The organism is Pseudomonas tehranensis (assembly GCF_014268615.1).
In the GTDB taxonomy this organism is placed as follows: domain Bacteria; phylum Pseudomonadota; class Gammaproteobacteria; order Pseudomonadales; family Pseudomonadaceae; genus Aquipseudomonas; species Aquipseudomonas tehranensis.
Genome location: NZ_JABWQV010000116.1, coordinates 1 through 14,522, shown reverse-complemented (window position 1 = coordinate 14,522; position 14,522 = coordinate 1). Strand labels below are relative to the sequence as shown.

10 protein-coding genes are annotated in these 14,522 nt (G+C 59.5%); 5 read left to right on the top strand and 5 right to left on the bottom strand.

What is annotated here, in order from left to right; all coding sequences use genetic code 11:
• The 5 genes from HU811_RS16855 to HU811_RS16835 form a co-directional block, all read right to left on the bottom strand.
• Positions 1–1,245: M10 family metallopeptidase (locus HU811_RS16855; protein WP_186657053.1), on the bottom strand; the 1,245-nt coding region annotated here is incomplete at its 3' end.
• Between the two features lie 125 nt (positions 1,246–1,370).
• Positions 1,371–2,690, bottom strand: coding sequence for a TolC family protein (locus HU811_RS16850; RefSeq protein ID WP_186657050.1), 1,320 nt, complete (start codon positions 2,688–2,690; stop codon positions 1,371–1,373).
• Position 2,691: 1 nt separating this feature from the next.
• On the bottom strand, positions 2,692–4,011 hold the full coding sequence (locus HU811_RS16845) for an HlyD family type I secretion periplasmic adaptor subunit (RefSeq protein WP_225248449.1): 1,320 nt from the start codon (positions 4,009–4,011) through the stop codon (positions 2,692–2,694).
• Positions 4,012–4,029: 18 nt separating this feature from the next.
• The gene (locus HU811_RS16840; RefSeq protein ID WP_186657044.1) at positions 4,030–5,745 is read right to left on the bottom strand and encodes a type I secretion system permease/ATPase; all 1,716 of its coding nucleotides are present in this window, start codon (positions 5,743–5,745) and stop codon (positions 4,030–4,032) included.
• Positions 5,746–5,981: 236 nt separating this feature from the next.
• Positions 5,982–6,407, bottom strand: coding sequence for a VOC family protein (locus HU811_RS16835; RefSeq protein WP_186657041.1), 426 nt, complete (start codon positions 6,405–6,407; stop codon positions 5,982–5,984).
• A 103-nt stretch (positions 6,408–6,510) separates the two neighbouring features.
• Between HU811_RS16835 and HU811_RS16830 the strand changes: the two genes are divergently transcribed.
• The 5 genes from HU811_RS16830 (at position 6,511) to HU811_RS16810 (ending at position 14,390) form a co-directional block, all read left to right on the top strand.
• Positions 6,511–7,386, top strand: a complete 876-nt coding sequence (locus HU811_RS16830; RefSeq protein ID WP_092453439.1) for a LysR family transcriptional regulator — start codon at positions 6,511–6,513, stop codon at positions 7,384–7,386.
• 163 nt (positions 7,387–7,549) lie between these two features.
• Entirely contained in the window at positions 7,550–8,314 is a 765-nt protein-coding gene (locus HU811_RS16825; RefSeq protein ID WP_186657040.1) for a substrate-binding periplasmic protein, read from the top strand.
• Between the two features lie 209 nt (positions 8,315–8,523).
• On the top strand, positions 8,524–9,777 hold the full coding sequence (gene mexE / locus HU811_RS16820) for a multidrug efflux RND transporter periplasmic adaptor subunit MexE (protein ID WP_186657037.1): 1,254 nt from the start codon (positions 8,524–8,526) through the stop codon (positions 9,775–9,777).
• 15 nt (positions 9,778–9,792) lie between these two features.
• Entirely contained in the window at positions 9,793–12,972 is a 3,180-nt protein-coding gene (locus tag HU811_RS16815) for an efflux RND transporter permease subunit (protein ID WP_092398136.1), read from the top strand.
• Positions 12,969–14,390 (top strand): efflux transporter outer membrane subunit, encoded by a 1,422-nt coding sequence (locus HU811_RS16810; RefSeq protein ID WP_186657035.1) that lies wholly within the window; start codon positions 12,969–12,971, stop codon positions 14,388–14,390. The genes HU811_RS16815 and HU811_RS16810 overlap by 4 nt, the downstream gene beginning before the upstream one ends.
• The last annotated feature ends 132 nt before the right edge of the window (positions 14,391–14,522 follow it).

Below are 14,522 nucleotides of genomic sequence, written 5' to 3'. Positions count from 1 at the left end.
GCCAGTGCCACCGATCAGCGTGTCGATACCGCTGCGTCCATCCAGAATATTGGCGCCGGCAGTGCCAGTGATGCGGTTGTTCAGCGCGTTCCCAACACCATTGAGATTTCCGTTGCCGCTCAACCTCAGAGCTTCGACGTTGGCCCCGAGGGTGTAATTGATTAAAGAAAGGATCGTGTCCGTTCCGCTGTTCGGAGCACTGCTTTCCTGTACCACATCACCAATATTGTCGATGACGTAGGTATCGTTGCCTGCCCCACCGGCCATAATATCCTTTCCGGCATGACCATTCAGAAGGTTGCCCAGCGCGTTGCCAATCAGGGTGTCGTCATGAGCTGAGCCGAGAGCATTTTCGATTTTAGCGCCATAAGCGATCGCCAACCCTTCATTGAAGGCAGTTTGGGTGCTGAAATCCGTAAACGTCTGGCCGATTTTGCTGAACTGACCTTCATTGAGGCTGATGCGAACCGCTTCTGCCTGATTGCGTGCATCGATAGTGTCATTGCCGCCAGCGTCCCAAATAGTCTCGAAAACCGATTGACCAGAGGCCCAGCTATACATGTTATTGCCTGTCTGCCACTGGGTGTTTGCACCATAGAGACTCTGTACGGCGGCGATGTCCAGCAGCATGGGCGTCGTCGGCTGATAGGAATAGGCAGCGTCATAACTCATGACCGTGTAACGGACATCATCGAACTGAGGTGTAAGCATCGTGGGATTTGAAAGGCTTTGGGAGAACGGATGCTTGAGGCCCAGCGCATGGCCGATCTCATGCACAAAGGTCAGATAGTCATAGGTGCCTTTCACGGGTGCCGGGTCGTTTGTCACTGGTCCAAGCCAGACATCACCGCCACTGGGTGTTTCAGCGGGGAAATAACCCCAGGCAGCGATATCGCCGTCCATACCCTGATAACCGCCGAATCGTAAATCACCGACATTGGTGGAGGTTTCGCTGACCTGTGAGAGTTTGATGTTGGCAACCGAACTCCACGTGCCAAGCGCGCTGACAATGCCGCTTTGCTGCGCTGACGTCAGAAGATAGATGGCCTTATACTCATCGTCACTGCTGTAATTGAAGGCGAAACGTGAACCCGCTGTGACGAAGCTGTATGTCAGGGACGTGGTGAAGGTACCGGTGCTCCATGAGTTGCCCATCCAATAGGTACCGGAAAGCAAGCTATCGACTTGCGCGTTGCCGGTCAGCTTTGCAGTCGAAGTAAATGAAAAACCAATTGGACTAGGCATGCTAGGTCTCCTGTGAGCAATCTGCGGCCCTTCCTGGATGTGGCCGCTACAAAGGGTTTATTTTGCATTAGAAACAGCTGCATTAACATCATTTAGCCACTATTTCATAATCTAGAATCCGTTGACTATGGCGCAACAAGCCATTCGTTGGCCCTGCGAATATCACTCTCCCCTAGCCTTCCGCTCCAACGATGTAGCACGAGCAAACGGGTCACGAACTTGTATTGGGACTGATAAAAATCACGCCGTGCTCGAAACTCATCTTTGATGCTGTCCAGCACATCGACGGCATTCTTAACGCCGTATCCGAAGGCTTTCTCGGTGGCTATCCGTGACTTTTCAGCGGACTGCAGCGCACGACGCGTGGCCTTGATGCGACCGAGTTCGGCTGTTATGCCCAGATAAGCCGTGCGGGTCTCCCTGATGACCTGACGCCGTAAGGCTTCCAGCTCTTGCTGGGCGACTTCCTTATCGCTTTCGGCGCTTGATACTCGGGCTCGGATGGAACCGCCGCTGTAGAGTGGCACCTGCAAGTCGAGGGACGCGACGAGGTTGTCCGAGCGGGGTGCCAACGCGCCTTCATAACCGATATCACTGCGTTGCGCCGTCAAGCTCAGGCCCAGCCGGGGCAGATGGCCGGCCCTGGCTTCAGCGACAGCCGCCTCGGCCGCCCGAATATTGTGTTCGCGAGCATGCAGCGCCGGATTGCTATCGAGTGCCGTCTGCACCCAATAGTCCTGCGCTTGCGCTGGCAGACTGAAAGCCGAATTGTCGCCGATGCGCTTGAACGGTTCCTGGACGGCGCGCCCCACCAGTTCGGAAATGGCTTCACGACTGACCTCGACCGTATTGTGAGCTTCAATCTCGTCAGCCTTGAGCGCATCAACTCGAGACTCAAGATCAAGCGCATCGGTAACCGTAGCCATCTGGCGCGCATACAAGGCATTGACTCGCTTGAGATTGCGCTCGGTCGCGTCCAGCTCGCTGCGTACCAAGGCCAATTCGTCCTCCGCCGCGAGAACCGCGAAGTAGCGCTCGGATAGATCAATGCTGGCCTGCACCTGGGTGTCATCGGACTCGTACTCGCTCTGGCGGGCCAGCTCAATGTACTTTTGATAGCTGCGCCAGACCTGCGGATCGTAAATAACCTGATTGAGCATCATCGCCAGGCGTTTGCCGTTGTATTGAATACGATTCAAATCGTCGTCGCGGCGACTGCGGTTAACACTGCCGCTGGCATTGAGCTGTGGCAGCAGTTGACCAAAGGCCGCCCGCTCGCTGCCCTCACCACTACGGACCATGGCTTGTGCCCGTAAAATACGCGGATCAGCCCCTTGAGCTTCCTGATGCAGCTGCAACAGATCTGTGTAAGGGGGCGTCGAGCTGTCGTCAGCGAGAGCGCCAAGCGGCACGAGGGCCAGACTCATCGCGATCAGAAGCTTCATGTCAATCCTCGATCAACGAACGGGCAAAAGCATTGCTGGCCGGCTGCATCAAATACTGCAACAGCGTCCGCGCGCCCGTATTAATCAGCACTTCGACCGGCATTCCTGGTACCAGGGTCAGATCACCCAGGGCCTGACGTCCCTTGTCGGTCAGGGCCACGCGTGCCAGGTAATAAGCGGCGCCGGTGTCCTTGTTGATCAGGCGATCAGCTGATATCTGCACCAATTGCCCTTCGATGACTGGCGTGGTGCTGCTCTTGAAGGCACTGAAGCGAATGTCCGCCAATTTGCCCAGTGCGACACGGTCGATGTCCATCGGTGACAGCTGTGCTTCTACAATCAGTTCTTCGTTGGCCGGGACGATGTCCAACAGCGCAGTGCCTGGACTGACCACTGCGCCCAGCGTGTGTACGGTCATACCCATGACCATTCCCGACTCGGGCGCGAGGATATCGGTGCGTTGGTCGCGGTCCTGCAGGGTGGCCAGCCGCTCGCGCAATTCATAGACCTTGGTCTGCGCATCGCCCAGCAGACCTGCGACCTCGGTGGCAAAAGTCTTTTTCAGTTGCAGTATCTTCAACCGCGCCTCGTCGATATGAACCCGCGCTCGCGCGCTTTCGGAGCGGCTTTCGGCGATTTCGGCCTGCAGGCGAGAGAGACTTCGCTCTTGCTCGCGCAGACGCTGCTTGTCCACGTAGCCTTCGGCAAGCAGTGCACGCAAGTCGACAATCTCTTCTTCATAGGAAGCGGCCAGCATCTGCTTGCTGGAGATGACGGCCTTGAATCCGCGAATCTGTTCTTCGATTTGTCCGATGGACTTCTCCAGCAAGCCGATTTCGCCCAGCAACGAGGTCCGTCGGGTCTGGAAAATCCGCGCTTCACTGTCGCGAGCCTCGCGCACTCGGGAATCATTGGGATCCAGCGTAGGCACGAGCGGTGGCTCGGGCAGCGCATCACGTTCAGCCACCAATCGGGCCTGGAGTTCGAGCGCGGCGATCAACTGGCTACGCATGGCTTCCATTTCCGAACGCGCCTGGGTGTTATCGAGCACCAACAACACATCGCCGGCTTTTACCAGGTCGCCGTCGTGCACGCGCAGTTCGCGCACAATGCCGCCCTCAAGATGTTGTACGGTCTTGCGATAGCTCTTGACGGTGACCACGCCCGGCGCGAGCGCAGCACTGTCGAGCGGAGCCAGGGTAGCCCAGCCGCCAAACAGGCCAAAGGTGACCAGCAACATGAGGTAGCCGATGCGCCGCACGGGTTTGTCATCGATTGGCAGCCCCGACATATCGACGGATGAGTGCTTACTGTCTTGCATAACGTTGTTCATCCGTCCCTACGATTCAATCGCGGCAGCCTGGTGGGCCGTGGGCGTCGCGCCCTGCAGTCGCGCCAGGACTTTGTCGCGCGGCCCGAACAGACTCAGCTCGCCATGATTGAGAACCAACAGCTTGTCCACCTGCGCCAGTACCCCGGATCGATGGGTAATGACAAACACCGTGGCCCGACTCTGCCGCAGTTTCTGCAGCGCTTGGGCGAGCATTTTTTCTCCAGCGTCATCCAGATTGGAGTTCGGTTCATCAAGTACCACCAGACGCGGCTCACCGTACAAGGCGCGGGCCAGCCCGATGCGTTGCCGCTGGCCGCCAGAGAGTCCACCGCCATTGGCGCCAATCAATGTGTCGTAGCCATCGGGCAGTTGCAGCACCAGTTCATGTACGCCGGCCATGCGCGCGGCGGCGACCACTGCAGGCGCATTCACCGGACCGAAGCGTGAGATATTCTGGCTGATGCTGCCCTCGAACAGTTCTATGTCCTGGGGCAAATAGCCGATGTACTGGCCCAGTTCGTCCCGGCGCCATTGGCTGATGTCCGCACCGTCCAGGCGCACGGTCCCGGCCAGGTTTGGCCAGATCCCCAACAACGCCCTGGCCAGGGTCGACTTTCCTGCGCCGCTGGGACCGATGATCCCCACCACTTCACCAGCGGCCACCTGGAAGTCCACGCCGCGAATAATCGGCTTGCGATTGTCCGGGGAACCCACTGAAAGCCCCTCGACGCGAATCGCCCCTTCAGGTGCCGGCAACGACATGCGCTCAGGCTCGGCGGCGATCTTGACCAGCAACTCGCGTAATCGGGCATATTGCGAGCGTGCGCCAAGAAAGCCTTTCCAGACGCCGATCAACTGATCGATGGGCGCCAGGGCGCGCCCCAGTAAAATGGAGCCGGCAATCATCAGTCCGGGCGAAATTTCATGATTGATCGTCAAGTAGGCGCCCAGGCCCAGCATCAGCGACTGAACAATCTGACGGAACGTCCTGGACATCGCCATCATGCTCGCGGCGCGGTCACTGGCCAGGCTTTGCAGGGTCAGGACCTTATGGGTTTGCCCGTTCCAGTGCTGACGCAGACTTGCAAGCATGCCCATGGACTCGACCACTTCGGCATTGCGCAGACTCTTGTTAGTGAAGGTGGTAGCCGCGATCTGCTCGCGGTTGGCAGCCTGCAACGGTGCGTGAGTGAGCTTCTCGTTGATGAAAGCCAACGCCCCTAGCATCACCGCACTCACGACCCCCATCCACCCGTACCAGGGATGAAAAATGAACATTACCGCCAGGTAGATCGGAATCCACGGAGCATCGAAAAAGGCAAACAAGCCGTTACCGGTCAGGAACTGGCGCAAGGCGTTAAGGTCGCTCAACGGCTGGGCGGTGGCATTCATGCCGTTGGTGTTGAGTGCCCGCTTGAAACTGGCGTCGAACAGACGCTGGCCCAGCAGCGTGTCCAGGCGAGTACTGATTCGTACCATAATCCGCGAACGAACCCACTCCAGGCCACCCATCGTGATCATCAACAGCAACATGATCAGCGTGAGCATCAACAGAGTCGACTGGCTGGCGCTTCCTACGGCGCGGTCATAAACCTGCAACATGTAGAACGATGGAACCAGCATCAGCAAATTGACGAAAAAACTGAAAAAACCAACGCAAAGAAAACTGCCTTTGCATACGGCAAGGGCGCCTTCCAGCTCGGTCCTGGGGTGGGCTGACATGATTCTTACCTGAGGCCCGCTTATGGGCAGACCTGCGAAAACCTAGTGGGTACAGGCGCACATACGCCCTGAGTATGGGGGGCGACCCCCTCTGAAGCGCTTGCGCAATCAGGATCTACGCGCGCTGTATCGGCATGTGTGTGCGGTTCTGAAGGGGTATACCCTCAAAGGATCGCCATCGCCTGTTCTTACATCTTTAGTCGCCCCAACTCTGTGCCTGCCCACCTTTGCTTGGACTACTTTGCGAACAACTGGCTCATATCCTTGAACGCCTTGAATTCAAGGGCGTTACCGCAAGGGTCGAACAGGAACATCGTCGCCTGCTCACCCACCTGCCCCTTGAAGCGAATGTAGGGTTCAATCACAAACTCGGTGCCGAAGGATTTCAAGCGTTCGGCCAGTGCTTCCCATTCTTCCCAACCCAAAATGATGCCGAAATGAGGAACAGGCACGTCGTGACCGTCCACCGGGTTGCTGTGGACGCTGTCCTGGACAGCGGTTTTTGGCTGCTCATGAATCACCAGTTGGTGGCCGTAAAAATTGAAGTCGACCCACTGGGCGCTGGAGCGCCCCTCTTGCAGTCCAAACACTTCGCCATAAAAGGTGCGGGCACCCGCGAGGTCGTAAACCGGGATCGCCAGATGGAAGGGTGAGAGGTTCATCAAGACTCCTTTTTTTGTGTCTTTTAGGTGAGGCCATCGTAGTGCGGCGCTACAGGCGGAAAAATCAATATATATTGCTTAGAAACACAACTAATATTTGTGAATGATTAAAGAACTCAAGACGCTCATCGCCGTCGCACGGGAAGGCACTTTCGCGGCGGCCGGGAACAGGATCGGCCTCACCCAAGCTGCCGTGAGTGCGCAGATCCAGCGCCTGGAGGCGCAGTTGGGCTTCGAAATATTCGACCGCAAAGGACGCTCGGCCCACCTCAATCGCGAGGGTCAGCAAGTCCTCTTGCAGGCGCAAGAATTGCTTCGTCTCTACGACAACCTGGGCGGTGGCTTCCCAGAACTTGCGGCCAGTGTCCTGGTGAACATTGGCGCCATTGCGTCCGTCCAGCGTTCCTATTTGCCGGACGCGTTGGCCAGGTTCCATCAGCAATGCCCTCAGTGCCGTACGCGGGTGCTGCCGGGGCTGTCGATGGAGCTGGTCAATCTGGTGGACGCTGGCGAAATCGACATGGCGGCCATCATCCGTCCGCCCTTCTCGCTTCAGAGCGACCTGCGCTGGACGACCCTGACACTTGAGCCGTATCGATTGATCGTTGCACGCCAAGTGCCGGGGGAAGACTGGACGACACTCCTTTCCAGCCTTCCATTCATTCGATATGACCGTGCTTCATTCGGTGGCCGGCAGGTGGATCGTTTCCTGCGGCAAATGCACTTCACCGTGCGCGAGGTGTGTGAACTGGATGAACTGGAGGCCATCATCAAGCTGGTTGAAAACGGTGTGGGGGTGGCACTGGTGCCACAAACATCGGCGCATGACTGGCCGGCAGGAGTTAGAGCCCTCGACCTTGGCCAGCACACCTTCCACCGGGATATCGGATTGGTGCATCGGTCGGGGCAAAGCCTCACCGAGCCGGTACGGATACTGGCCCAACTGATTGCTGAACAAGCCAGGACAGGGCCTGAGTAAAAAGGTTTTTGTCGGCCGGATGATCTATACCTTCAGATACACGCCGTCAGGCCGACAGCGTGGCATGCACTGATAAAAAAGCCGTGGCAAACATGGCAGGACGATGTTTCTGGCGCCAAGCGTTTGGAACGGCGCATCACTTTCAATGCCTGAAGTATCGATCATGAGCCGGATCAAACGCGTATTGGAAGGCCGTACAAAATCATTCGCGCGCCTGTATCTGATTTTGCCGATGCTGATTGTCGGTAGCGCGTACGCCGCCCCCTTGACGATTGAATTGCACATTCTCGACGCGCCGCCGCTGACGTTTGTCGACGACCCCAGGGGGCACGGAATTGTCGGCGATGTTGCCGTGGCAGCCATGACCCAAGCCGGGTATGCCGTCAAGCTGCATATCCTTCCCTGGGCCCGGTCACAGAAACACGTCAGCGAACAGCGCAATCACTTGATCGCCCCCCTGTCGCGCACACCGGAACGCGAGGATCGTTTTACCTGGATCGCTTCGGTCATGCCCATGGAGCGAGCGTTCTTCACCCTCGACCGGCCAGTGAGCAGCTTCGCCGAAGCCAGGCAAACCTACCGCAAGATCGGCGTCGGCCTGGGAAGCGCGCAACAGGAGATCCTGCGCACCGAAGGGTTCAGCGACGACCAGATCTATCCACTGGCCATCGGCGACAACCCCGCCCAGATGCTCTTGATGGGGCGTATCGACGCCTGGTTCAACGGCGTCCCTGAGAGTCGGTATATTTGGCCAAAGGTGTCCAAGCGAACACTGCTGATGAGTCCGGTCAAGAGCAGTGCCGATCTCTATCTGGCCTGCTCCAAGCAGTGCTCCCCAAAAATGGTCAAGAAGCTGCGGGCGGCCGTTGAAAGCCTTCGCGCCAGCGGTGAGATCCAGCGCATCCATGACCGTTATCTGCCGCAGTAGCAGTCTTCCCGCAGGCAGCTTTGCGCCTCTAGCAACCTGAAGGGATATCAGCAAGATTGATAGCAGCCTAACGAAAACCCCAGGCTAGACGGCTGGGTGATGGCTTATATCATTCCGAATGATAGTTACCTTTGCTTCATTCGATTCGTGCCTCACCGCCTCCCCCCGCATCATCCGCCCATCTCAAATACTCTTGGCGGATGCTATCCATGGAATATTCACTTTCAAAACTGCGCTTTCCCCTCGCACTGATGGCGGTGCTGGTGATGAGCGCGTGCGGCAAGACCCCAGATACGGCGGCATCCATGCCGGCGGCCAAAGTCAGTGTGGCCAAGGTGCTGGAGCAGCCGGTCAATGAGTGGGACGAATTCACCGGGCGCCTCGAGGCGCCGGAAACCGTCGAGATCCGACCACGGGTTTCGGGGCAGATCGATAGCGTAGCGTTCACCGAAGGCGCGCTGGTCAAGAAAGGCGATCTGTTATTCCAGATCGACCCGCGTCCGTTCCAGGCTGAAGTTCGTCGCCTTGAAGCCCAACTGGCCCAGGCCCGTGCCACCGCCACCCGCAGCGAGAACGAAGCCAAGCGTGGCGAACGCCTGCGCTTGAGCAACGCCATTTCCGCCGAGCTGGCGGATTCGCGCACCAGCGCTGCCCAGGAAGCTCGTGCTGCCGCTGCGGCGATCCAGGCGCAACTGGACCTGGCCAAACTGAACCTGAGCTTCACCCGGGTCACGTCGCCCATCAGCGGCCGCGTCAGCCGGGCGGACATCACCGCCGGCAACCTGGTGACCGCCGATGTCACGCCGCTCACCAGCGTGGTGTCCACCGACAAGGTCTACGCCTACTTCGATGCCGACGAGCGTGTCTTCCTCAAGTACACCCGCCTTGCCCGAGAGGGCCAGCGCGGTCAGGCGACTCCGGTCTACATGGGCCTGTCCAACGAGGAAGGTAATCCGCACCTGGGCCACATGAATTTCATCGACAACCAGGTCAATCCACAGACCGGTACCATTCGTGGTCGCGCAGTATTCGACAATCAGGATGGCGCCTACACCCCAGGGCTGTATGCCCGACTGAAACTGGTGGGCAGCGGCACTTACTCAGCCGTGCTGATCAACGACGAAGCGGTCGGCACTGACCTGGGCAAGAAATTCGTGCTGGTGATGGACGCCGACAACAAGCCGGCCTACCGCGCTGTCGAGCTGGGGCCGAAGATCGAAGGCCTGCGCATCGTGCGCAAGGGCCTGAGCAAGGACGACACCATCATCGTCAAGGGCCTGCAACGCGCTCGTCCCGGTGCGCCGGTCACGCCTGAAACCGTGCCGATGGCCAGCGAAGAAACCATCGCCGCCCTGGCACAACAACGAAAAGCGCTCGAAGCCAGCAACCTGCCCCAAGTCGCGCCTTCCAAGGCTGCTTCCGGATCGGCAGGCAAACTGGCCGCAGCGACCCCACGCGGTTAAGGGACTGAACTCAAGATGAAATTTTCCCAGTTCTTCATTTCGCGGCCGATCTTCGCAGCGGTGCTTTCGCTGCTGATCCTGATCGCCGGCGCTATCTCACTGTTCCAGTTGCCGATCAGCGAATACCCGGAGGTCGTACCGCCGACCGTGGTCGTGCGCGCCAACTTCCCGGGCGCCAACCCCAAGGTCATCGGCGAAACCGTGGCCGCGCCCCTGGAGCAAGCCATCACCGGCGTCGAGAACATGCTGTACATGTCCTCGCAATCGACCGCTGACGGCAAGATCACCCTGACCATCACCTTCGCGCTGGGCACCGACCTGGACAACGCTCAGGTGCAGGTGCAGAACCGCGTCACGCGGACTGAACCCAAGTTACCGGAAGAAGTCACCCGAATCGGCATCACGGTGGACAAGGCTTCGCCCGACCTGACCATGGTGGTGCACCTGACCTCGCCGGACCAACGCTACGACATGCTCTACCTGTCCAACTACGCCCTGCTCAACATCAAGGATGAGCTGGCGCGTCTGGGCGGCGTGGGTGATGTGCAGCTGTTCGGCATGGGGGACTATTCCCTGCGGGTCTGGCTTGACCCGAACAAGACTGCTTCGCGTAACCTGACCGCCACCGACGTGGTCACCGCCATCCGCGAACAGAACCGTCAGGTCGCCGCCGGTGCCCTGGGTGCACCTCCGGCACCCAATGCCCAGGCATTCCAGCTCTCGATCAACACCCAGGGACGCCTGGTGAATGAAGAAGAGTTCGAGAACATCATTATTCGTTCCGGCGAGGACGGTGAAATCACCCGTCTCAAAGACATCGCACGAGTGGAGTTGGGCTCCAGTCAATACGCCCTGCGCTCATTGCTCGACAACCAGCCGGCGGTGGCGATCCCGATCTTCCAGCGCCCTGGCTCCAACGCCATCCAGATCTCCAACGACGTTCGCGCCAAAATGGACGAACTCAAGCAGAACTTCCCTGCGGGGATGGACTACAGCATCGTCTATGACCCGACGATCTTCGTGCGCGGCTCCATCGAGGCGGTGGTTCACACCCTGTTCGAAGCGCTGATCCTCGTGGTGCTGGTGGTGATCCTGTTCCTGCAGACCTGGCGCGCCTCGATCATTCCGCTGGTGGCCGTGCCGGTGTCGCTGATCGGTACATTCGCCGTGATGCACCTGTTCGGTTTCTCGCTCAACGCGCTCTCGCTGTTCGGGCTGGTCCTGGCGATCGGTATCGTGGTGGACGACGCCATCGTGGTGGTGGAGAACGTCGAACGGAACATCGGTTTGGGCCTGACTCCGGTGGAAGCCACCAAACGCGCCATGGGCGAAGTGACCGGGCCGATCATCGCCACGGCACTGGTGTTGTGTGCGGTCTTCGTACCGGCGGCGTTCATCAGTGGCTTGACCGGGCAGTTCTATAAGCAGTTCGCTTTGACCATTGCCATCTCCACGGTGATCTCGGCCTTCAACTCCCTGACCCTGTCGCCAGCGCTGGCCGCGGTGCTGCTCAAGAGTCATGACGCGCCCAAGGACCGGTTTTCCAGGTTCCTGGACAAGATTTTCGGCGGCTGGTTGTTCCGTCCTTTCAACCGTTTCTTCGATCGTGCCAGCCACAGCTACGTGGGTACGGTAGGCCGAGTGATTCGCAGCAGCGGCATCGCCCTGCTGGTGTACGCGGGCCTGATGGTGTTGACGTTCTTCGGGTTCTCCAATACCCCGACCGGTTTCGTACCGGGCCAGGACAAGCAATACCTGGTGGCCTTCGCGCAACTGCCGGATGCCGCGAGCCTGGACCGCACCGAAGACGTGATCAAGCGCATGTCGGACATGGCCCTCAAGCAACCGGGCGTTGAAAGCGCCGTGGCCTTCCCTGGCCTGTCGATCAACGGCTTCACCAACAGCCCGAACGCCGGCATCGTGTTCGTGACCCTCAAGCCTTTCGACGAGCGCAAGGACCCCAGCATGTCTGCCGGGGCCATTGCCGGGGCCTTGAACGGCCAGTACTCGGAAATCCAGGAAGCCTACATGGCGATCTTCCCGCCGCCGCCGGTACAGGGTCTGGGCACGATCGGTGGTTTCCGTCTGCAAATCGAAGACCGGGGCAACCTGGGCTACGACGAGCTGTACAAAGAAACCATGAACATCATCACCAAGAGCCACAACGTGCCGGAACTGGCCGGGCTGTTCACCAGCTACACAGTGAACGTGCCGCAGGTCGATGCCGCCATCGATCGTGAAAAAGCCAAGACCCATGGCGTGGCCGTCAGTGACATCTTCGACACCCTGCAGATCTACCTGGGCTCGCTGTATGCCAACGACTTCAACCGCTTTGGCCGCACCTATCAGGTCAACGTTCAGGCCGAGCAGCAGTTCCGCCTCGAGTCGGACCAGATTGGCCAGCTCAAGGTACGCAACAACCGTGGCGAGATGATCCCGCTGGCGACCTTCATCAAGGTCAGCGACACCTCGGGACCTGACCGGGTCATGCACTACAACGGCTTCATCACTGCGGAAATCAACGGTGCCGCCGCCCCGGGCTACAGCTCCGGCCAGGCTGAAAAAGCCATCGAGAAACTGCTCAAGGACGAATTGCCCAATGGCATGACTTACGAGTGGACCGACCTGACGTACCAGCAGATCCTCTCGGGTAACACCGCGCTGTTCGTGTTCCCGCTCTGCGTCCTGCTGGCGTTCCTGGTGCTGGCGGCGCAGTACGAAAGCTGGAGCCTGCCACTGGCGGTGATACTGATCGTACCGATGACCCTGCTGTCGGCCATTACCGGGGTGATTCTCTCCGGCGGCGACAACAACATCTTTACCCAGATCGGATTGATCGTACTGGTGGGGCTTGCCTGCAAGAACGCCATTCTGATCGTCGAGTTTGCCAAGGATAAACAGCTCGAGGGGCTGAACCCCCTGGCTGCGGTGCTGGAGGCCTGCCGCTTGCGTCTGCGGCCGATCCTGATGACTTCCTTCGCGTTCATCATGGGTGTGGTGCCGTTGGTCTTCTCCAGCGGTGCCGGTGCGGAAATGCGCCATGCCATGGGTGTCGCGGTGTTCTCGGGCATGCTCGGGGTGACCTTCTTCGGCCTGCTGCTCACGCCGGTGTTCTATGTACTGATCCGCAACTTTGTCGAGCGCAGCGAGGCCCGCAAAGCGGCCCGTGCCTTGAAACTGGAGGCGCAACAATGAGTTTGAAAGTGTTTGTGCCAAGCCTGCTGGTACTGGCCTTGAGTGCGTGCGCCGTGGGCCCGGACTACAAGGCACCGCAAACGGAGGCGGCGAACATTACCACCGCCACCGACGGTGCCGCCGGTCAAAAGAATTTCGACCGGGCGCGTTTCGAAGGGATCTGGTGGCAGCAGTTCGAAGACCCGACGCTCAATGCGCTGGTCACCCGGTCCCTGGAAGGCAACCGCGAATTACGCGTGGCGTTCGCCCGTTTGCGAGCGGCCCGGGCAATACGCGACGACGCCAGCAATGACGTCATGCCGACCATCACCAGCCGTGCCAGCAGCAACCTGGGCAAAGGCCAGGTGCCGGGCGAAACCACCGACCGGGTCAGTACCGAACGCTATGATCTGGGCCTGGACATGGCTTGGGAACTGGATCTGTTCGGGCGTATCCGGCGTAACCTGGAAGCCACCGATGCCGATCAGCAGTCGGTCGAAGCCGACCTCTATCAGTTGCAGGTGACAATGATCGCCGAACTGGTGGATGCCTACGGTCAACTGCGCGGGGCCCAACTGCGGGAAAAAATCGCCCTGGCGAACCTTGAGAACCAGCAGGCATCGCGCAAGATCACCGAAAGCCTGCGCGATGCCGGCGTCGGCGATCAGCTCGACGTGGTCCGTGCCGATGCGCGCCTGGCCTCGGTCGAAGCCAGCGTGCCGCAGTTGCAGGCCGAACAGGTACGCCAGCGCAACCGCATCGCTACCTTGCTGGGCGAGCGCCCGGACAAACTGAGCGTGGACCTGAGCCCTAAACAGCTGCCGGCCATCGCCAAGGCCCTGCCGATTGGTGATCCGGGTGAACTGTTGCAACGTCGCCCGGACATTCTCAGCGCCGAGCGCCAACTCGCTGCCGCCACCGCGCGCATCGGCGTGGCCAAGGCCGACCTGTTCCCACGGGTCAGCCTCAGCGGTTTCCTGGGCTTTACCGCCGGGCGCGGTTCGCAGATCGGCTCATCGGCGGCCAATGCCTGGGCGCTGGGGCCAAGCATCACCTGGGCTGCCTTCGATCTGGGCAGTGTGCGGGCTCGTCTGCGCGGTGCCGACGCCGAGGCGGACGGCGCCTTGGCGACCTACGAACAGCAAGTGCTGCTGGCCCTGGAGGAATCGGAAAACGCCTTCAGCGACTACGGCAAGCGCCAGCAACGCCTGATTTCGCTGATCCGGCAGAGCGAATCGAGCCGAGCCGCCGCTGACCTGGCCGAAATCCGCTACCGCGAAGGCACCGAGGATTTCCTCGTCCTGTTGGATGCCCAACGTGAGCGCCTGGCCGCCGAGGACACTCAGGCCCAGGCCGAAGTGGACCTGTATCGCGGCATAGTCGCGATCTACAAGGCCCTGGGCGGTGGCTGGCAACCGGAAACCGTAGCCAGCAACTGACCGACCTGATTCAACCGAGCTCCTTTGGTTGGCCGCAACCAACCAAATGTTTGCCCCGCTTCCCATGTTGGACGCGGGGCTTTTTTTGGTCATATCGCCATACTTTGTGGGAGCGAGCCTGCTCGCGATAGC